This window comes from Rhizobium sp. K102 (assembly GCF_022385315.1).
Classification (GTDB): Bacteria; Pseudomonadota; Alphaproteobacteria; order Rhizobiales; family Rhizobiaceae; genus Rhizobium; species Rhizobium croatiense.
Genome location: NZ_CP092438.1, coordinates 66,657 through 86,162 on the forward strand (window position 1 = coordinate 66,657; position 19,506 = coordinate 86,162).

Genomic DNA, 19,506 nt, shown 5'->3' on the forward strand with positions numbered 1-19,506 from the left:
GATCGTCTCTCCTAGGACGGAAATCTGGCGGTGACGGCTGCCGGCACAGGCGGCCAATGGCCTGACTATTTGAACTTGTCGCGCATCGCATCGATGCCGGGGATGGTTTTGGTCAGATGCTGATGGGCGGGATCGAAGCGCTGGATCAGCCCGCGGCGATGTTTGCCGACGAGGATGGTGAAGATGTAGCCCCGGTGGCCGGGCGAGGTGACGGTCGGGTGGTAACCGCGATCGACCAGGACAGTGTCACCGTTGCGGGTCATCAGGATCTTGACCGGACCGTCGTCGTCATAAGTAATCTGGCTGCCGAAGCCGGTCTCCGGCAGGAACCGATAGTGATAAAGTTCCTCGTGCAGGGTCTCGGCGTCGCCATCTTCGGTGTCGTGCTTGTGCGGAGGATAGCCCGACCAGCAGCCCTCGTCGGCATAGAGCTCGCTCACCAGCAGATTGCCGCAGCGCCCGTTCTGCCTTTGGCCGAGCAGGTGGACGATCCGCCGCTGGCTGTGCGTATCGGGCGAGCCGACATTGACCGCGTCGACCTCCTCAGGCGTGACGCGGAACGGGGCGTAGCGCCTGTCGCAGATGCCGCCGGCAATCGCGACTTCGGCCGGGCCGCCACGAGCCGATACCCGGACGTTGGCGTTGACGGGCGCGTAAACCGAGTCCGCATCGCCTTCCCAGATATCGGCTCGCCGGCCCACCGCCCCGAAGCTGACGTCATCCACCTCGATATCCACCTGCCCCGACAGCACGACGTAGAGGCTTTCGTGCAAGGGCAGCCGCCGCGTCTCCCGGCCATCCAACGGAAGCGCGAGGAGATCGAAGTAGATGAGATCGAGCGTCCTTGAGGAGGTATCCACAATGGGACGCTGCTCGGAGCGTGGAATGAATTCGGGCATCAATTGAACTCCGGAATGATACGGTCGGCAAAGGGATTAAGCGACAGGGATTCGGCGTAGTGACAGGCGGCCGCGTGCCCATCGGCCGTCACGGCGCGCAGGGCCGGCACCTCCTGCCTGCAAAGCTCGGTTGCGTAGCGGCAACGCGGATGAAATGCGCAGCCGGGAGGCGGATGCGCGGGGTCGGCGACCTCGCCCGCCAGCCGGATGCGCTTGCCGTGGCGGCGCAGTCTAGGGTCGGCGATCGGCACGGCCGAAAGCAGCGCTTCGGTATAGGGATGGCGCGGGCGAGAAAAGATCTGCTCCGTCGGCGCCTTTTCGACGACGCGGCCGACATACATGACGGCAATATTGTCCGAGATGTGCCGAACGACCGAGAGGTCGTGGGCGACGAAGAGATAGGTCAGGCCGAACTGTTCCTGCAGATCCTGCAACAGGTTAATGGTCTGGGCCTGCACGCTGACATCGAGCGCCGAGACCGCCTCATCGGCGATGACAAGGCGCGGGTTGGACGCCAGCGCCCGGGCAATCCCGATGCGCTGGCGTTCGCCGCCCGAAAAGGCATGCGGGTAGCGGCGCATATATTCGGGCCGCAGGCCGACACTCTGCATCAGCTCGGCGACCCGGTGCTCGAGTTCCCGGCCCTTGGCGATGCCGTTGACGCTCAATACCTCACCGATAATGTCGATGACGGGAAGACGCGGATTGAGCGAGGATTGCGGATCCTGGAACACGATACGCAGGTCGCGGTGGACTTCATCGAGAGCGGGACCGGACAGGGCCGCGAGATCGACCGTGCCGCCGCTGCGATCGCGATAGCGGATCTCGCCGCTGGTCGGCTGGTAGATGCGCAGCACGGTGCGGGCGAGTGTGGACTTGCCGCAGCCGGATTCGCCGACAATGCCGAGCGTCTCGCCGTCATCGACGCGAAGCGAGACGCCATCAACCGCCTTGACGTGGCCGACGACCCGTCGGAACGCGCCCTTGCGGATGGGGAAATGCATCCTGAGATCGTTCAGTTCGAGCAGCGGGCTTGGCTGCGTCATGGGATCGGCCATCATTGTCTTCCCTCGTAAAGTAGGCAGCTGGCGACGTGCCCGTCACCGATGACGACGGACTCGGGGTCTTTCTGATCGCACAACCCCGCCCTCGCCTGCCTGCATCGGGGATGAAAGCTGCAGCCTTCGGGCCGGTCGAAACGCGAGGGCACCATGCCCTCGATGGTCGCGAGCCGTTCGGTCGGTTGCCCGTGCATGCGCGGCACCGATTGCAGCAGGGCCTTGGTGTAGGGATGAACGGGCGCATGGAAGATCGTGTCGACGTTACCTGCTTCCACCACCCGGCCGACATACATGACGACGACCTCGTCGGCGATTTCGGCCACCACGCCGAGATCATGGGTGACGAACAGCACCGAGAGCCCGAATTCGGCCTGCAGCGAGGCGAGGAGATCGAGGATATTGGCCTGGGTGGTCACATCGAGCGCCGTGGTCGGCTCGTCGGCGATCAGCAGTTTCGGACGGCAGGCGAGCGCCAGCGCGATGCAGACGCGCTGGCGCATGCCGCCGGAAAACTGGAAGGCATAGCTTTCCATCCGTTCGGCCGGCCGGGGAATGCCGACGAGGGCCAGCGTCTCGATCGCATGCTCGCGCGCTTCCTTCTTTCCCATTTTCAGATGCAGGCGGATCACCTCCATCATCTGGTTGCCGATCGTATGGACGGGTGAAAGAGCGGCCATCGGCTCCTGGCTGATCAGGCCGATCTGGGCGCCGCGGATCGCCCGCATATCGCGGCCGCGCGGATCGAGCGCCGCGAGATCGATCGCGGGGGCTGCCGGATCGGGCCGGTAGCGGATCGCGCCCGAGACGATCCGCCCGCCGCGCGGGACCTGGTTGAGGATCGAGCGGCCGGTGATGCTCTTGCCCGAGCCGGATTCGCCGACGACGCAGACCGTCCTGCCGCGCGGGATTGAGAGCGAGACGCCGTCGACCGCCCTGACCGTGCCCGCGCCGCCGAAGAAATGGGTCCTGAGCTCGTCGACCTCGATCAGCGGGTCGCGATCACCTTTCCGGCTGCCGGCCGCGGCGAAATTGGCGTCAGTATTCATAGGGATCTGCAGCATCGCGTAATCCATCACCAAGGAAATTGAGGGCGAGCACGGTGACGATCACCGCCAGGCCCGGAAGAAACAGCCAGGGTGCGCTCGTGACCGCGAGAATGTTCTGCGCCTCCTGCAGCAGCACACCCCAACTGACCACCGGCGGTCGCAGGCCGATGCCGAGGAAGGAAAGAGCGGTTTCGGCAAGGATCATCGTCGGGATGGCGAGTGTGACCGAGGCGATGATGTGGCTCATGAAGGAGGGGACCATGTGCCGCCAGATGATGCGCATCCTGGAGCAGCCATCGAGATGGGCGGCGATGACGAAGTCTTCGGTCTTCAGCGACAGGAAACGGCCGCGCACCACACGTGCCAGGTCGGTCCAGCCGATCAGCGACAGGATGATCGTGATCCAGAGATAGACCAGGATCGGATCGGCGCTGATCGGCACGGCAGCCGCAAGGCCCATCCACAGCGGGATGGTCGGGATCGAGTTGATGAGTTCGATCGAGCGCTGGATGACATCGTCGACCCAGCCGCCGTAAAGACCGGAAATGCCCCCCAGGATGATGCCGAGGACAAGGCTGATTGCCACGCCGATCAGTCCGACGGACATGGAAACGCGCGTGCCGTGCACCGTTCGGCTGAAGACGTCGCGCCCCAGCCGGTCGGCGCCGAACAGGTAGAAGGGTTTGCCCGCCTCGATCGGGCCGATCAGGTGACGATCGAAATCGAATAGTCCCCAGAACCGATAGGGCTCGCCTTTGACGAAGAAGCCGATGGGAATGACGACGGCCGGATCGGGCACATAATTGCGGCTGAGCGCGATCGGATCGACCTTCATCGAATAGCCGTTGACGTAGAGCGGATGAAACCGGCCCGCCGCGTCGTAGCCGGCGACTTTGAGCCGCTGGGGCGGCGCATAAGTGTAGCGGGAATCGTAGGTCTGCGATGAAACCGGAGCGATAACCTCGGCAAAGAGGGCGACCAGGTAAATCAGCAGGATGACGACGCCGGCCCCAAGCGCCAGGCGGTGGCGGCGGAAGCGGCGCCAGATGAGTTTCCACTGGCCTGCGACCGCGTCGGAATTGCGAACACGTTCAGGTATCAGTGCGATGGCTTGATCGGTCATTGGTATCGCTCCTCAGCCATTGCGAATGCGTGGATCGAGCCAGGCGAGCAGCAGGTCTGAGATCATCGTACCGATCAGCGTCAGCATGCTCATCAGCAGGATGAAGGTGCCAGCGAGATACATGTCCTGGGCAAACAGGGCGTTGAGAAGTAGCGGTCCGGTGATCGGCAGGCTGAGGACGATGGAGACCACCACCGAACCCGAGACCAGGTGCGGCAGCACCCAGCCGACCGTCGAGACGAAGGGGTTGAGCGCCACCCGCACCGGATATTTCAGCAGCAGCCGCATTTCGCTCAGGCCCCGGGCGCGCGCCATGTCGACATAGGGCTTGTTGAGTTCATCGAGCAGGTTGGCGCGCATGATGCGGATCAGCGCCGCCGTCGCACCGGTGCCTAGCACCACGACCGGGATCCACATATGCGAGATGAGATCGCCGAGCTTGGCCCAGCTCCAGGCAGCGTTGATATAGAGGGGCGAAAACAGCCCGCCGACGCTTTGGCCGAAATACTGTGCCGAGACGAACATCAACACCAGCGCCAGCAGGAAGTTCGGGATGGCAAGGCCGAGAAAGCCGAAGAAGGTGGCGAAGTAATCGCCGAGCGAATATTGCCGAACGGCCGAATAGATGCCGATCGGAAAGGCCACCGCCCAGACGAAGAGCAGCGTGGTGACCGAGACCACCATGGTCAGGCCCATGCGTGCCCAGATCAATTCGCTGACCGGCTTGTTCCAATCGAGGGACTGGCCGAAATCGCCATGCAGCAGGATGCCGCTGATCCATTTCCAGTATTGCACCGTCCAGGGCTGATCGAGGCCATAGCGCTCGCGCAGGCCGGCGATGACGCCGGGATCGATGGTCTCGTTCTGCGAGGCAAGACGCGCGGTCATCGCGGTCAGGAAATCGCCCGGCGGCAGCTGGATGATGATGAAGGTCACGACCGAGATCGCGAACATCATCGGGATCATGTAAAGCAGACGTCTGATGATGAAGCCGGCCATATTCAAGCTCCTTCAACCGGCGATCGCCGCTCGGTCTGGGTGATGGGGCGGGGCTGCTGCCGGAATGGCGCCACGGACGCCATTCCGGCGATCGGATGTCTTTTTTATTGCTGGTAGTAGAAGGTCTCAGGCTTTGCCGGTCCCGGCGTCATGTAGAAGGACGTGCTGGGAATGACCTTCGGAACGTTGTGCATATTGGTCTTGACGATACCGACGCGATCCGGCTCGAGATTGGTGCCGATGACGTAGAACTCGTCCCGGGTGATCGCCAGCAGCTCTTTCATCGCTTCAAGCTGCTTTTCGAGCGTCGGCGCTTCCTGCACCTGCCGGTAGAGATCCATCTGTTTCTTGGCGGCCGGGCTCGGTTCCTCAGCGTTCGGATCCTTGGGGTTCTGGTAGTAGAGGCCCCAAGCGGTGGCGAAGCTCGATTCATATTCGTGCGGGAAATACCATTTGGGATCGAGCAGGCCGAGGAAGTCATAACCCCCGCCGCCGACCCATCCGAGGCCATCATTGTCGTTGTTCTGCAGGCGGGAGAAGATCAGCGAGCGTTCGGCCGGGCGCGGCTGCATGTCGATGCCGACGGCCCGCCAATAGCGCTGGATCAGTTCGAGGGCGTCGACCTGGATCGGGCTTCCGGTCAGCGCATCGATCGCGAAGGTGATGCGCTTGCCGTCCTGACCGAGGCGATAGCCTTCGCCGTCTTTCTTGGTCAGGCCGGCCTTATCGAGATATTGATTGGCGAGGTCGACGTTATATTCCAGATATTGCGTCGCCATCTTCTCGTCGTAGAGCGCCGTGCCTTCGCGGGGTGCTGCCTGATAGGGCTTGGCCTGCCCGGCATAGATCAGCTGATTGAGCTCCTCGCGATTGATGGCGTGGCTGAGGCCGATGCGGAAATCCTTATTGGAGAAGACGGCGCGCAAGGCCGGGTTCTTGTGGGTCTGGTTGAGCGTGATCAGCAGGGCGTTCGACCAGGCCGGCCGGGCGATGAACAGGCCGTAGCCGGCCTTTTGCTGGTTCTGCACAATCACCGTGCGGGCGTCCGTCGTCTCGATGAAGCGGTTCTGCATATCAATTTCGCCGCTGATCGCCTTCAGGATGATTGCCTGCGTATCCTGCATCACGTCGATGGTGATGCGGTCGAAGTAGGGCAGCTGGTTTCCTGATGTATCCACCTTGGCATAATAGGGGTTGCGCTCGGCGACGACCTGGGTCGTGCCATTATAGGGCGCAGTCAGCACCCAGGCATCGAGGGTCGGACGGCCGAGATCGCGCCAGCGGCCGGGGAATCCGATCTTGTTGTTGAAGAGCTGGACCCAGTCGGTCGCACCGGCCGCCTTCACCAGGGCGTCGATGCCATCGGGATTGAAATCCTTGTGAAACTGTTTGAGGTAATGCGCGGGTGCCGCCGCCAGGATATCCGAGCCGCGCACGGTCGCCATGTTCATCAGGAACAGGCCGTTCGGTGCTGTAAATTTGAAGACGACCTTGTCGTCGGCGAGCTTTTCGACCTTGACCGGCTCTCCGCCGGCCGTCAGCCAGTCCGGTGCTGCCGGCGTGATCTTCGTGTTGCGCAGCACGTTCTCGTTCCACCAGACCAGGTCGTCGGCCGTGAAGGGCTCGCCATCCGACCAGTGTGTGCCTTCGCGCAGGGTGAAGGTATATTCGGTGGCGTTCGCATTGACCTCGACGCTCTTGGCGATGTCGGGGATCACCTCGGTCCATTCCGGATTCCAGCGGACCAGCCTGGTATAGCCGATCGAACGCTCGATCTCGCTGTCACCGCCGCCGAAGGTGGCCGTGCGCCAGGTGCCGCCATAGGTGCCGACCGATTCAAGCGGCGTCAGCACCAGCGGCTCCTTCGGCAGCCGTTTTTCCACCGGCGGCAGTTTGCCGGCATCGACGAGCGCCTTGAGTTCCGGCGCCTCCTGAAAGCCGAAAGCGGCGCCGGCCCAGCCGGCACCGATGAGGATGGCCGCGGCAACGGTCGAAACGACCTGCCGTCGTAGAATTCTGGCGTGCTGCATTCTCTCCTCCCGATGATGTCGCTCTAGGTTATCGTTAACGTATTCTCCTCTTTTCATAACGTTATCGTTACCGTAATTCTTTGTCAAAGAGATTCTCTGTGTCACGTGATAGGCCGAGGCAGCCTTGGCTTTTCACGAAATTATGTTAGTTATCGTTATCGTAAGTTTCCCGCCCCTTCTCAGAGACAACCCATTGAGCCGCCCCAAAGACTCAGAATCCAAGATAACCATCGCCGATGTCGCTCGCGCCGCCGGCGTGTCGCCGATGACGGTGTCGCGCGTGCTGAACGACCAAGGCGGAGCGAGTGCCGAGACCACGCAGCGCATTCTTTCGGCCGCGAACGAACTCAATTACCGCCCCAATCCTTTTGCGCGCGGATTGCGGTCCGACCGCTCGAAGACCATCGGCCTTCTCGTTCCCGACATCACCAACCCGTTTTTTCCCGAGGTCATCCGGGGCGCCGAGGATGCGGCGAGCGCGGCCGGCTACAATCTGCTTCTGTCCAACGTCGTCGAAAACAGCAAACGGGAGGAAGAACTCATCGAGGCGCTGCTCAGGCATCGGGTCGACGGGATCATCGTCTGCAGCGCGCGACTGCCCGACGCCGCGCTGCACAAGGCGCTGGCGCCCCACCGCGCGGTTGTGCTCATCAACCGCGAGGCGCCGCCCGAAGTCGCCGGAACGATCGTGACGGATTACGAGACCGGGGCGTCGCGGGCCATCGACCATCTGGTCGAACGCGGGCGCCGCAAAATCGCGATCATCGCCGGGCCGCGCAGTTCCTACGGCGGCAAGAGCCGTCTCGTCGGCTTCCGCAAGACCCTGGCGGCCCACGGGCTCAAGGCCCAGGGCATCATCTATTGCGATCCGACGGCATCGGGCGGCCAGACGGCGGCGGCGCAACTGCTGGCGGAGGCACCCGGCATCGATGCCCTCATCTGCTACAACGATCTCAATGCGATCGGCGCCATGAAGGCCTGCCGGGCGGCCGGTATTTCGATCCCCGAGCAGATCGCCCTGATCGGTTTCGACGACATTCCGGCAGCCGAGCTTCTGTCTCCGGCGCTGACGACGCTGCGCGTGCAGAAGCGGGAAATGGGCGAGGAAGCCGTGCGCCTGCTGCTCAGCCGCATCGCCACCAAAAACCGTCAGCACGGCATCGTCATCGTGCCCGAACTCATCGTCCGCGAAACGACATGATCCGACGATCAACAGGAGGAATATCCCATGGATGCCGGCAATCTGCAGTCACTGGCCTTGCCCGAGGAAAAGAAGGCCTGGTTCATTCACGACCGGTTCGGCATGTTCGTGCATTGGGGTCTCTATGCCCTGCCGGCCCGCCATGAATGGGTCAAAAGCCGCGAAGAGCTGAACAACGCCGATTATCAGAAATATTTCGAGCATTTCGACCCCGATCTCTACGACCCCCGCGAATGGGCGAGACGCGCCAAGGCCGCGGGCATGAAATATGTGGTGCTGACGACCAAGCACCATGAAGGTTTCTGCCTCTGGGATACCAAGGCCACCGACTTCAAGGTGACTAACACGCCTTATGGCAAGGATCTGCTGCGCCCCTTCGTCGACGCCTTCCGCGCCGAGGGCCTGAGGATCGGCTTCTACTATTCTCTGATCGACTGGCACCATCCCGATTTCACCGTCGACCCGCGCCACCCGCAGCGCAATCATCCCGATGCGCTCGAGATCAACGAAGGCCGGGACATGCAGCGTTATGCCGCCTTCATGCGCGAGCAGGTACGCGAGCTGCTGACCGAGTTCGGCCGGATCGACATCCTGTGGTTCGACTTCAGCTACCCGCAGTGGAAGCTCGGAGAATTGGTCGGCAAGGGTCATCGGGATTGGGAAAGCGAGAAACTCGTGCGCCTGGTGCGCGAGCTTGCCCCCGACATCATTATCAACAACCGCCTCGATCTCGCCGGCCTGCAGCCCGACATCGTCACGCCGGAGCAATATATGCCGCGCGCCTGGCCGAAACGCGACGGCAGGCGCGTCGTCTGGGAGGCCTGCCAGACGCTCAGCGGCTCCTGGGGCTATCATCGCGACGAGGACACGTGGAAAAGCACCGAGCAACTGGTGCAGATGCTGATTGGCACTGTTGCGGTCGGCGGCAATCTGCTGATGAATGTCGGCCCGACGGCGCGCGGCACACTCGATCACCGCGCACTATCAGCCCTTGCCGCCTATGAGGAATGGATGGCGCTGCACGAGCGCAGCATCGTCGGCTGCACCCAGTCCGACTTCACCGCTCCGCCCGATTGCCGCCTCACCCAGAACGGCGACCGCCTCTACATCCACCTCTTCAACTGGCCCTATAAGCATCTGCATTTCGATGCCCTGGCGGGCAAGATCGAATATGCACAGTTCCTGCATGATGCCAGCGAGGTCACCTGGCTGCGCCCATCAAGCAATACGCTATGGGCGAACACCCAGTTCCCCGTCGGCGAGGACGAACTGACATTCGTGTTGCCAGTGCGCCGCCCCAAAGTCGTGGTCCCGGTCATCGAGGTCAAGCTCAAGGCAGGGGGTGCGGCTGGCATTCAAGATTAGCCGCTGTTGAACAAAAGGGCAGCCAAATTTCTGCTGCTACCAGCGAGAGGGACGCTTTGAAGAATTTGGGGGCTATCTTGCGGGTCCCAATACGTCGGAACTATCTGCGCCTGTTAAAAGGCCGCGCGCGAATGCAACCCTTACAATCCCAGGCCGGATGTCGGTTCCCTTTGGGCGGCATGACCCAGTCTGGTTCCGTGCTCGAACACTCTTCACGGAAGACGTGGCCATTATAGCTTTAGTCCAATTCCAATTGAAATGGAGCCTCAGTTTATAGGCTTAGGGGCCTTCGTAAAGTCTTCCGTAAATTTCTTCGCCGTAATGAGGACCTGTTTCGCTGGGACTACGCGTACGCAAATAGATGGCGCGGTATTCCTTGTCCCAGTCGGTCCGCGATATCATCGCATCTTCAATGCCTCGCGCCACCATCGACGGCACTGCACCTTGCAGAACAAAGGATAAATAATAATTCAAATACTTTTTCCTACACACGTAGGCTTTAATATCCGTCACCATAAATACAGCCAAATCTGGATTTGCTGTGTAAATATATTTATATATTGCCGGGAGAACCTGAGAATAATTCAGATTTGTGTAATCGTCAAAAACAGCAATGCCACCTGGCGACAATAGTTCATTGCACATTTTGATTTCTTTAAATGTGGTTCTATAAGCATGGCTAAAATCGACATGAATAAGCCGGCAATTCTTCCGGAGCTTCTTATAGTCCGGGTAGCGCGAGCGAAACTCCTCCGACCTGCAGAGAACAAATTCCATGCCGGGATTTATCGCCCGTATTTTTTCCACTTCCAGGTAATTGGCCACATCAACCAGAACAAACTTTTCTGATGGCCTGACCCGCGGCGCTAAGATTGCAGCGGAGCGCCCCTTATAGGTCCCAAATTCAACAATGTCCCCTGAGATTTCGGGATTTGATGCTTGAAGTGATAGCAAACTATCCATTGCGGCCATCGAAAATGGGGAGAGCATTCCCTCAATCTGATCCGCAACCATCCGCGAGGATCGGAACCGCTCCACATCGGACTGAACTTTCGTTCCATCCCATGCAACCAGGTTCTTGCGGCTAGGTGCTCTACGGCTCTTGATCGCCTCAACCACGGGCTTTGGCAGGACCGCTTTGGCCGCTAATATGATGCGCTGCTTCGTAGACACCCGGATGCTCCAAATCTTCAATAGTACGTGCACGAAAACTCGACTTAACTCAGTTTACCGAGAGAGGCAAAAGGCTTTGCAACCGAGCGACGCTTTTCGCTGCGAGCTCTCAAAAGTACGCCGCTAGTCGCTTGCGCCACTCCTATGCTGCGCCTCGCATTCAGTCCCAACAAGTGTTCAAACGAATTGTTGCCGCCCGCCAGCCGCTTCAGGACAAGCTGATCGCCATTGGCCGGTCGAGGTTGCGGGCGAGGTAGTCCTGGATCTGGCGGACGATCTGGCCGGCGTGGGCGATGGCCAGCTGGTCGGCCCGCTCGGCATCGCCAGCTTCGATCGCGGCGATGATTTCCTCGTGTTCGTCGACATACTGGCGCGGCAGGCGGTCGTCGAAGGTCGAGTAGTAAAGGCGAAGGATGCGCCGGCCTTCGTCGAGCAGTTTGGCAAAGAAGGCCGTGTAATAGGCATTGCCGGCAAGCTCGGCGATCGCCACGTGAAATTCGCGGTTCGCCTCGATCATCGCATAGGCGTCGCGCGCGGCGACAGCATCGGCAAAATGCTTTTGGTGCAGCCGGATGCTCTTCATGATTTCGCCGTTCCGCCTCTCGGCCGCCCCGCGCGTCGTGACCCGGTACATCAGCGTCAGCGCTTCGAAATAGGTGGGCAGGCTTGCAAAATCGATCGGCGCGACGATCGTGTTCCTGTTCGGCAAGGTCGTGACGAGGCCGTCGGCGGCAAGCCGCAGCAGCGCCTCGCGAATGGGCGTCCGCGACATCCCGAAACGCTCCGACAGCCGGACCTCATCGAGCGGGCTGCCGGGCTCCAAAGCCATCGACAGGATCTCGCGGCGCAGCGTCACATAGACGCTCTGCGTGCCGGAGCCGCGCACCCGCACATTTTCCGTGTCATTCTGCATATGTCCTGCCTCTGTCCTGAAGCCTTGTATTGCGTTTCGGCCGGTTTCCGCAACGGTCCCGATAAAGCCGGTTGAGTCTTGTCGACAGTTTGTATATAACGCTCCTGACTTCAACGGGGTTCAAGCGATGACGACAGGATGGAAGGGCGTATTTCCCGCCGTAACGACACAGTTCAACGAAGATCTTTCCGTGGATCTGCCTGCGACCCAGCGCGTCCAGGACGCACTCGTCAATGACGGCGTCAACGGGCTGATTGTCATGGGCACATGCGGCGAGAACAATTCGCTCGATCCTGATGAAAAGCGCACGATCCTCAAAGCCGCCGTCGAGGTCGTCAACGGTCGCGCTCCCGTCGTGACAGGCGTCTCCGAATTCGACACGCGGCGCGCCGTCGCCTATGCCCGCGACGCCGAAAAGCTCGGCGCCGACGGCCTGATGCTGCTGCCGGCTATGGTCTATGTGCCGAAGCCGGAGGAGCTGATCGCGCATTTCCGCACCGTCGCCGAAGCCACCTCGCTGCCGATCATGCTCTACAACAACCCGCCGGCCTATCGCGTCAATATCGGCGTCGATGTGCTGCAGGTGCTGGCCGACGTGCCGAATATCAAGGCCGTCAAGGAAAGTGCGCCGGATCCGCGCCGTTTCACCGACCTCATCAACGCCTTCGGCGATCGCTTCGATATCTTTGCCGGCCTCGACGACGTCGCCCTCGAGGGTCTGATGCTCGGCGCCAAGGGCTGGGTCTCGGGCCTGACCAGCGCCTTCCCGGAGGAATCCGTGCAGCTTGTTGCCGCCGCCGAACGCGGCGATTGGGAGAAGGCCCGCGAGATCTATCGCTGGTTCATGCCGCTTCTGCATCTCGATGCCGAGCACGACCTCGTGCAGTCGATCAAGCTCGCCGAGCAGATCATGGGCCGCGGCTCTGAACGCGTCCGGATGCCGCGCCTGCCGCTGTCGGGTGCGCGGCGGGCCGAGGTCACCGCCATGGTCGAGAAGGCCGCGGCCACACGTCCCTCGAGGATTTCTCAAGCGGCCTGAACCGATGGGCCGGCAAGCTCGATAGCTGCTGCCGGCCTCTTCATCCGTCGTGTTTCGTATCCTTGGACCGGGTCAGGCTGTCGCGGCTGACCAGCGACGGCACTTGGAGAATATGCTCTTGAGCGGTGCGGCCCTCGATCCGGGAGATGAGGACCCGGGTTGCAATCTGGCCGAGTTCCCTGCCCGACTGGTCGATGCTAGCAAGATTGACGAGGCCAAGTGCTGCGGTCGAGGAGTTGTCATATCCGACGACGGCGAGGTCCTCGGGCACGCGCACGCCCATCTCCATCGCCAGACTCAGAAGCGTGATCGCATCGAGATCGCTCCAGCAAAACACGGCGCGCGGCCTGTCCTTCCTCGCCAGGAATTTTCGCATCGCGTCTTCCCGCCTCGGTGAAGCGATAGGAATCTTTCCGATCGGCGCCGCGCCGAGCCCACCCCGCTGCATCGCCCGGCGAAAGCCGATCTCCCGCTGGCGGACGACGGAAACCGCGTGCCCTTCACGCTCGCCGAGACTGAGCATTTCGATGTCGCGATAACCGCAGGCCAGCAGCGCCTCCACCGCAATCTCGGCGCCGCGCTGATCGTCGGCATTGACGGTGTCGAAGGCCGTGGCGCCGGCATCGTGATAACCCACAGTGACGATGGGGATCTGGACGGCGAATTTTGCAATGATCTCGGAGGGCAAGCGCGGTGCAACGAGGATGAGGCCGTCCATCTTGTAGTCGATCATCGACTCGATCAATGACGTCTCCAACTGCACGCGCGCGTCGCTGACGCCGATCATCGCCTGATAATGCGAAGGCGCCAGCACTCCGTTCACCCCAGCAATCACTTCCGGCAGAAAGGGATTGCGGATGTCGATCAGAAGCACGCCGATGGTGAAGCTGCGCCCGCGCAATCCGCGCGCCGCCCGCGAGGGACGATATCCGAGCGCCTCGATCGCGTCAGTTACCTTGGCCCGCAACGATTCGCTGACGCCGTAAGCGTTGCGCATCACCTTGGACACTGCTGCGACCGATACGCCGGCATGGGTGGCCACTGTGCGGATCGTCACGCGCTCGTTTCGTTGCAGCTTTTGTTTGTTTTCGACTGGCATGAAATCTCTGCGCTCGCGGCTGCGGACCGTCAAATCCGCCCGCAGAATCACCATGGCAGACTGGCGATGAAATTTCTATTGCGCTTCCGAAGAAAATGTAGAACGTTATATGGAGAACGTTCTACACTTCATCGGGAGGACTTGATGACCTTTCAGCCGGCAGCCATTAACGGCAATTCTGTTTCTCGCGCCTGGTCGGGAGAGATGATCGCACCGCTGTCGGACCGCGGCCAGGGAACGGCCGCAAGCTTCGTCTCCAAGACCTTCGATCACGAAGGTGCCGGCCTTCCGATCGAACTCTTCATCTCGGCGCTCGGCCTCTATCGCTGCTTCATCAACGGCACCCGCGTTGGGAACGACGTGCTGACGCCCGGCTGGACGAATTACGACGACCGCATTGCCTATCAGCGCTACGACATCTCGAAACTGCTGAAACCCGGCCCCAACCGGATAGAAATCTGGCTCGCCGACGGATGGTACCGCTCACCCATCATGTGGGGCGCCAAGGCTATTCCCAACTGCTGGGGCGACAGGATCGGCGCCATTGCGGACTTGGTCGGCCCCAGCGGCCCCATTCTTTTCACCGATGCGACCTGGCAGAGCGGTCCTCTGCCCATTCTAAAGTCGGGGATTTATTTCGGCGAGATTTACGACGCACGACTGGAAGACGCCATGGAAACGCACGCTACAGAGCGATTGCCGTTCGACAAAGGACTGCTGGTCGCCCATGAAACGGCGGCGGTTCGGGAATTACGGCCGCTCGCCCCGGTAGAAAGCTGGATCGACGATCACGGTAGGACCGTCTATGATTTCGGCCAGAATGCCGGCGGCTATGTCAGATATACGGTCCGCGGCACTGCCGGCGCCACTGTACGGGTGGAGCATTCGGAAGTCCTCGGCCCCGATCGCCATTTTGACAATCGCAATTATCGCACGGCCGCGGCGCACACGCTCTACACGCTGCGCGGAGACGGCGACGAAACCTACGCGCCGCATTTCACCTTCCATGGCTTTCGCTACGCCCGGGTGACGATCACTGGAAACGCCGAGATTCTCTCGATCGCCTCCATCCCGATTTCCTCAGTGCCCGAGCCGGCCGGCGGCTTCACCTCCGGCAACCCTCTCGTCAATCGACTTGTCCAGAATACCATCTGGTCGCAGCGGGCCAATTTCGTCGAAGTGCCCACGGATTGCCCGCAGCGCGACGAACGTCTGGGCTGGACGGGCGACGCCCAGGTGTTTGCCGCAACGGCATGTTGGCTGAGCGACAACCAGTCCTTCCTCAGGAAGTATCTGCGCGATGTGATGGCCGACCAGCGCGAGGACGGCGCCATCTCGCATTTCTCGCCGGACCCGACGCGTCTGCATCCCGCCGACTTTCCGGGTTATGCCGGCTCGACCGGCTGGGGCGACGCAATCGTCGTCATCCCCTGGGTTCTCTACACCCATTACGGCGACCGGGCGGTTCTTTCGGAGTGCCTGGACTCAATGGTGCGCTGGGTCGATTTCGTCTGGTCGATCTCGAACGGTCCGATCGTGCACCCGCCGTCGCACTGGGGCGCGCGCGGCTTCACCTTCGGCGATTGGCTGCAGCCGGTCGGCGACAACAGGAAGCCGCGCCCGACGATTGCCGACGATTGCGCCGCCACCCTCTACCACTTCATCTCGACAGATCTTCTGGCAAAGATTGCCGCCGTTCTCGGTGAAGACGCGCTTGAAGAGCAGATGAAGCGGCGCGCCGGAGAAATCAGACAGGCTTTCGCCAGCGAGTTCATCACCCCGGCGGGGCGGCTCGCCCACAACGACCAGACATCCTATTCACTCGCCTTCCTTTACGACTTGATACCGGTCGAGCATGATCACGCGGCCCGGCAGCATTTCCGGCAGGTGATCATCGATGCCGACTACAAGATCGGCACCGGCTTCATCGGCACGCCAGCCCTTTTGCCGGCCCTGACGAAGCTCGGCATGGACGACCTCGCCGAAAAGGTCTTCCTGCAGGAGGACGTGCCGGGCTGGCTCTACCAGGTCTCGAAGGGAGCGACGACGATCTGGGAGCGCTGGGATTCGATGGCGCCGGACGGCACCATCTACGAGCCCGATATGAACAGCTACAATCATTACGCCTATGGCGCCGTCTGCCAGTGGCTGTTCGAATGCGTCGCCGGCATTTCGCCAAGCCCGGACTCGCCGGGATTTGCTGAGGTCATCGTCGATCCCGCGCCGATCCCCTCGCTTTCCCCGGTATCAGCCCATCACGACATCAGCCAGGGGCGCATAGAGGCCGGCTGGCGCTGCACCGGCAGCGAGGTCACTTATGTGCTGACCCTGCCGGAGGGCTGCGTCGGCCGCTTCCGGCCCGGACGGCGGCACCAGAACCCGTCGCTCAATGGGGAGCCTGTCATCGAGGAGACGGTTCTTCCCCCGGGCACGCACCGGCTGGTCTTTTCCCTACCCGATTCCTGAGGAGCATACAGGTCACACCGTTCAGAGGAGGAACGTCATGACACATCGGATAAGGCTCATTCTCGCGGGCGCATCCACGCTTCTGGCGCTGGCAGCGGCCAACCCGTCGCATGCGGAAGTCACCCTGTCATTCCTGATCGACAACAGTCCCGATACGGTTGCAGCCGCCGAAGCGCTGGTTGCCGCCTATCAGGCCAAGGCGCCTGATATAACGATCGAAATCGAACAGCGGCCGGGCGGCGGTGAAGGTGACAACATCGTCAAGACGCGTCTGGCGACCGGCGAAATGCCAGACGTGTTCCTCTATAATTCCGGCTCGCTGCTGCAGGCGCTGAAGCCTGCCCAGACGCTTGTCGACCTCAGTGGCCTTCCCTCGCAGGCAAAGGTGGATGACGGTTTCAAATCCGTCGTCCGCGCCGGTGGCAAGCTTTACGGCGTTCCCTTCGGCACAGCGATGGCGGGCGGGATACTCTATAACAGAAAGATCTATCAGGACCTCGGCCTCTTCGTTCCGAAGACATGGGCGGACTTCATGGCGAACAACGAAAAGATAAAGGCTGCGGGCAAAGTCGCCGTCGCGCAGACCTATCGAGACACCTGGACCTCGCAGCTCTTCGTTCTGGCCGATTATTACAATCTGCATGCCGCCGTGCCGAATTTCGCCGCCGACTATACCGCCAACAAGGCGAAATATGCCGAGACGCCGGCGGCCATAAAAGGCTTCGAGCGATTGAAGGATGTTCACGACGCCGGCCTGATGAACGAGGACTTTGGCGCGGCAAGCTATGACGACGGCCTGAGAATGGTCGCGACCGGCGAGGCGGCGCATTACCCGATGCTGAGCTTCGCGGTCGGCGTGCTCAAGCAGAACTATCCGGAAAACCTCGGCGATGTCGGTTTCTTTGCGCAGCCGAGCGACGACGCCGCTGTCAATGGCCTGACGGTGTGGATGCCGCCTGCCCTCTATATTCCCGCCGCCAGCCAGCATATCGAAGAAGCGAAGAAGTTCGTGGATTTCGCCGGGGGCGGCGAGGGCTGCAAGATCATGGTCGAGACCAACACGGTTCAGGGTCCCTCGCTGGTCGATGGCTGCGGTCTGCCCGCCGATGTGCCCCCTGTCGTAAAGGACATGCTCCCTTACTTCGAGACGGAGGGCAAAACGACGCCGGCGTTGGAATTCGTTTCGCCGGTCAAAGGGCCGTCACTCGAGCAGATCACCGTCGAAGTCGGCTCCGGCATCCGCCAGCCCGCCGACGCGGCGAAGCTCTATGACGATGATGTGCGCAAACAGGCCAAGCAGCTCGGTCTGCCCAACTGGTAGCGGTCTTTCGGGCCATTTAACCTCGCGCCTGATGGGGCGAGGTTCCACCCGATCGAAGAGGTAGTCATGACCGAGACACGCCCCCGCTCGCGCAAGTCGCCCTACCCGCTGTGGTTTTTCATTCCGGCTGCCATCATATACGGCGTGCTGTTTCTGGTTCCCACGGTCTCGTCTCTCTGGTTCAGCCTGACGCGCTGGGATCTGTCGACGGCCGAATTCATCGGGCTCGAAAATTTTCAGCAATTCTTCTCCGAGCCGTTCCTGATCAAGGGACTGATCAACACCCTGATCTATGCTGTGACGACTTCCGGGCTGAAGACGGTCTGCGGGCTGCTGCTGGCCGTGCTGCTGACCGGCAATATCTTCGCCCGCGGCTTCCTGAGAACACTGGTCTTCTTTCCTGTCCTGGTCTCGACGATCGGCATCGGCATTACCTTCGCAGTGATGATGCATCCGACGAAGGGCATCATCAACGTCACGCTCGAGACGCTCGGCATTCCTGGACCGGGTTGGCTGACCAATCCGGCGCTCGCCCTGTTTTCGGTAGCCCTGGTCGACCTGTGGAAGGGTGTCGGCCTCGCTACCCTGATCTTCATCGCCGGTCTCGCCGCGATCAGCCCCGATTACTACGAGGCGGCAAGAATCGACGGAGCGACGCGCCTGCAGCAATTTTTCCGGGTCACCCTGCCGCTTGTGCGCCCAGCCACCGTCACGGTGGTGACATTGTCGCTGATCGGCGGCCTTCGCTCATTCGACCTGATTTGGGCGATGACCCGCGGCGGGCCTGGTTTCTCCTCCGACGTGATCGCCTCGGTCATTTACAAGCAATATCAGGCAGGCTTCTATGGTCTGTCGACCGCCGGCAACGTCATCCTGTTCGCGCTGATTGCCGCAATCATCCTGCCACTCACTTTATGGTTCAACAGGCGCGGGGTCGAAGAATGAGAAGCATCCGTCCCTATATGACCGGCGCGATATCGCTTGCCGTTGCCGCGGTCATCTTCGTCATGCCTTTCGTTTTCGTCGCTCTGCAGGCGGTGAAATCGAAATCCGAAGCCTCCCGTCTCGATTTCGAATTGCCGGAGCGATGGCTCTTCTGGGACAATCTCGTGGCCGTCTTCAAGGCGCGCGATTATCAGCTTGTGCTTGCCTATTTCAATTCGACGCTGATCACCGTCGCTTCCGTCACAATCCTCATCCTGCTGTCGGCGATGGTAGGCTATGTGATGCAGCGCCGCAGGACCTCCTGGAACAAGGTCGCATCGGTTGCCCTCTTCATGGGCCTGATGATGCCGCCGGCCGTGGTTCCGACGATCGGCCTGCTGCAGGAGATCGGCCTCTTCAAGACGATGACAGGGATGATCCTGATCCAGGTCGCCTATAACCTCTCCTTTTCGGTATTGCTCTACCGCTCGTTCATCTCGACCATCCCGCGCGATCTCGATGAGGCGGCGCTGATCGACGGCGCTAAACCCCGGCAGATCTTCTTCCGGGTGGTCCTGCCGCTTCTGAAGCCGGTGACCGTGACCAATATCGTCGTGCAATCGATCGCGATCTTCAACGACTTCACCAACCCGCTCTACTACTTGCCGGGCAAGGAGAACGTGACGGTGCAGCTGACGCTCTATAATTTCCAGAGCATGTATTCGAGCCAGTACAATCTCCTCTTCATGAACATCCTCCTCGTGACGATCCCGCCGCTGATCGTCTTCATCTTCTTCAACCGGCAGATCGTCGCGGGCATGACATCAGGCGCAGTCAAAGGGTAGCA

General features: G+C 61.1%; 15 protein-coding genes and 1 pseudogene. 7 read left to right on the forward strand and 9 right to left on the reverse strand.

Annotated features, from left to right (window positions below; translation table 11 throughout):
- Positions 1 to 65: 65 nt before the first annotated feature.
- The 6 genes from MHI61_RS30885 to MHI61_RS30910 all read right to left on the reverse strand — a co-directional run bounded on the left by MHI61_RS30885 (position 66) and on the right by MHI61_RS30910 (position 7,158).
- Positions 66 to 899 carry a 5-deoxy-glucuronate isomerase gene (locus MHI61_RS30885; protein WP_239793616.1) on the reverse strand — a complete coding sequence of 278 codons (834 nt, stop codon included), beginning with the start codon at positions 897 to 899 and terminating at the stop codon, positions 66 to 68.
- Entirely contained in the window at positions 899 to 1,957 is a 1,059-nt protein-coding gene (locus MHI61_RS30890; protein WP_239793617.1) for an oligopeptide/dipeptide ABC transporter ATP-binding protein, read from the reverse strand. The genes MHI61_RS30885 and MHI61_RS30890 overlap by 1 nt, the downstream gene beginning before the upstream one ends.
- Entirely contained in the window at positions 1,957 to 3,006 is a 1,050-nt protein-coding gene (locus MHI61_RS30895; protein ID WP_239793618.1) for an ABC transporter ATP-binding protein, read from the reverse strand. Before MHI61_RS30895 ends, MHI61_RS30890 begins: the two co-directional genes overlap by 1 nt.
- Positions 2,996 to 4,129 (reverse strand): ABC transporter permease, encoded by a 1,134-nt coding sequence (locus MHI61_RS30900; RefSeq protein WP_239793619.1) that lies wholly within the window; start codon positions 4,127 to 4,129, stop codon positions 2,996 to 2,998. Before MHI61_RS30900 ends, MHI61_RS30895 begins: the two co-directional genes overlap by 11 nt.
- A 12-nt stretch (positions 4,130 to 4,141) precedes the next feature.
- Positions 4,142 to 5,128, reverse strand: coding sequence for an ABC transporter permease (locus MHI61_RS30905; protein WP_239793620.1), 987 nt, complete (start codon positions 5,126 to 5,128; stop codon positions 4,142 to 4,144).
- Positions 5,129 to 5,232: 104 nt separating this feature from the next.
- Positions 5,233 to 7,158: an ABC transporter substrate-binding protein gene (locus MHI61_RS30910; protein WP_239793621.1), complete on the reverse strand. Its 1,926-nt coding sequence runs from the start codon at positions 7,156 to 7,158 to the stop codon at positions 5,233 to 5,235.
- Positions 7,159 to 7,351: 193 nt separating this feature from the next.
- On the opposite strand from MHI61_RS30910, the gene MHI61_RS30915 reads away from it, so the two are divergent.
- Both MHI61_RS30915 and MHI61_RS30920 read left to right on the forward strand, forming a co-directional pair.
- Positions 7,352 to 8,359: a LacI family DNA-binding transcriptional regulator gene (locus tag MHI61_RS30915; RefSeq protein WP_275593103.1), complete on the forward strand. Its 1,008-nt coding sequence runs from the start codon at positions 7,352 to 7,354 to the stop codon at positions 8,357 to 8,359.
- Between the two features lie 24 nt (positions 8,360 to 8,383).
- A pseudogene (locus tag MHI61_RS30920) lies at positions 8,384 to 9,724 on the forward strand (alpha-L-fucosidase); the annotation flags it as partial.
- 279 nt (positions 9,725 to 10,003) lie between these two features.
- Here MHI61_RS30920 and MHI61_RS30925 read toward each other — a convergent pair.
- Positions 10,004 to 10,897, reverse strand: coding sequence for a class I SAM-dependent methyltransferase (locus MHI61_RS30925; RefSeq protein WP_239793623.1), 894 nt, complete (start codon positions 10,895 to 10,897; stop codon positions 10,004 to 10,006).
- 208 nt (positions 10,898 to 11,105) lie between these two features.
- Positions 11,106 to 11,810, reverse strand: a complete 705-nt coding sequence (locus MHI61_RS30930) for a GntR family transcriptional regulator (RefSeq protein WP_239793624.1) — start codon at positions 11,808 to 11,810, stop codon at positions 11,106 to 11,108.
- Positions 11,811 to 11,937: 127 nt separating this feature from the next.
- Between MHI61_RS30930 and MHI61_RS30935 the strand changes: the two genes are divergently transcribed.
- Positions 11,938 to 12,849, forward strand: a complete 912-nt coding sequence (locus tag MHI61_RS30935; protein ID WP_239793625.1) for a dihydrodipicolinate synthase family protein — start codon at positions 11,938 to 11,940, stop codon at positions 12,847 to 12,849.
- A gap of 40 nt (positions 12,850 to 12,889) precedes the next feature.
- Here the strand turns inward: MHI61_RS30935 and MHI61_RS30940 are convergent, their stop codons facing one another.
- Positions 12,890 to 13,948 carry a LacI family DNA-binding transcriptional regulator gene (locus tag MHI61_RS30940; protein ID WP_239793626.1) on the reverse strand — a complete coding sequence of 353 codons (1,059 nt, stop codon included), beginning with the start codon at positions 13,946 to 13,948 and terminating at the stop codon, positions 12,890 to 12,892.
- Positions 13,949 to 14,092: 144 nt separating this feature from the next.
- On the opposite strand from MHI61_RS30940, the gene MHI61_RS30945 reads away from it, so the two are divergent.
- The 4 genes from MHI61_RS30945 (at position 14,093) to MHI61_RS30960 (ending at position 19,504) form a co-directional block, all read left to right on the forward strand.
- Positions 14,093 to 16,414 (forward strand): alpha-L-rhamnosidase, encoded by a 2,322-nt coding sequence (locus MHI61_RS30945; protein ID WP_239793627.1) that lies wholly within the window; start codon positions 14,093 to 14,095, stop codon positions 16,412 to 16,414.
- A 37-nt stretch (positions 16,415 to 16,451) separates the two neighbouring features.
- Positions 16,452 to 17,735, forward strand: coding sequence for an extracellular solute-binding protein (locus MHI61_RS30950; protein WP_239793628.1), 1,284 nt, complete (start codon positions 16,452 to 16,454; stop codon positions 17,733 to 17,735).
- Between the two features lie 66 nt (positions 17,736 to 17,801).
- Positions 17,802 to 18,680 (forward strand): sugar ABC transporter permease, encoded by an 879-nt coding sequence (locus MHI61_RS30955; RefSeq protein WP_239793629.1) that lies wholly within the window; start codon positions 17,802 to 17,804, stop codon positions 18,678 to 18,680.
- Entirely contained in the window at positions 18,677 to 19,504 is an 828-nt protein-coding gene (locus MHI61_RS30960; RefSeq protein ID WP_239793630.1) for a carbohydrate ABC transporter permease, read from the forward strand. Before MHI61_RS30955 ends, MHI61_RS30960 begins: the two co-directional genes overlap by 4 nt.
- The last annotated feature ends 2 nt before the right edge of the window (positions 19,505 to 19,506 follow it).

Coding starts and splice junctions, on each gene's coding strand:
- MHI61_RS30955 (WP_239793629.1), top strand. CDS start 17,802: ATGACCGAGACACGCCCCCGCTCGCGCAAGTCGCCCTACCCGCTGTGG.
- MHI61_RS30905 (WP_239793620.1), bottom strand. CDS start 5,128: ATGGCCGGCTTCATCATCAGACGTCTGCTTTACATGATCCCGATGATG.
- MHI61_RS30935 (WP_239793625.1), top strand. CDS start 11,938: ATGACGACAGGATGGAAGGGCGTATTTCCCGCCGTAACGACACAGTTC.
- MHI61_RS30930 (WP_239793624.1), bottom strand. CDS start 11,810: ATGCAGAATGACACGGAAAATGTGCGGGTGCGCGGCTCCGGCACGCAG.
- MHI61_RS30950 (WP_239793628.1), top strand. CDS start 16,452: ATGACACATCGGATAAGGCTCATTCTCGCGGGCGCATCCACGCTTCTG.
- MHI61_RS30890 (WP_239793617.1), bottom strand. CDS start 1,957: ATGGCCGATCCCATGACGCAGCCAAGCCCGCTGCTCGAACTGAACGAT.
- MHI61_RS30895 (WP_239793618.1), bottom strand. CDS start 3,006: ATGAATACTGACGCCAATTTCGCCGCGGCCGGCAGCCGGAAAGGTGAT.
- MHI61_RS30910 (WP_239793621.1), bottom strand. CDS start 7,158: ATGCAGCACGCCAGAATTCTACGACGGCAGGTCGTTTCGACCGTTGCC.
- MHI61_RS30885 (WP_239793616.1), bottom strand. CDS start 899: ATGCCCGAATTCATTCCACGCTCCGAGCAGCGTCCCATTGTGGATACC.
- MHI61_RS30960 (WP_239793630.1), top strand. CDS start 18,677: ATGAGAAGCATCCGTCCCTATATGACCGGCGCGATATCGCTTGCCGTT.
- MHI61_RS30945 (WP_239793627.1), top strand. CDS start 14,093: ATGACCTTTCAGCCGGCAGCCATTAACGGCAATTCTGTTTCTCGCGCC.
- MHI61_RS30940 (WP_239793626.1), bottom strand. CDS start 13,948: ATGCCAGTCGAAAACAAACAAAAGCTGCAACGAAACGAGCGCGTGACG.
- MHI61_RS30900 (WP_239793619.1), bottom strand. CDS start 4,129: ATGACCGATCAAGCCATCGCACTGATACCTGAACGTGTTCGCAATTCC.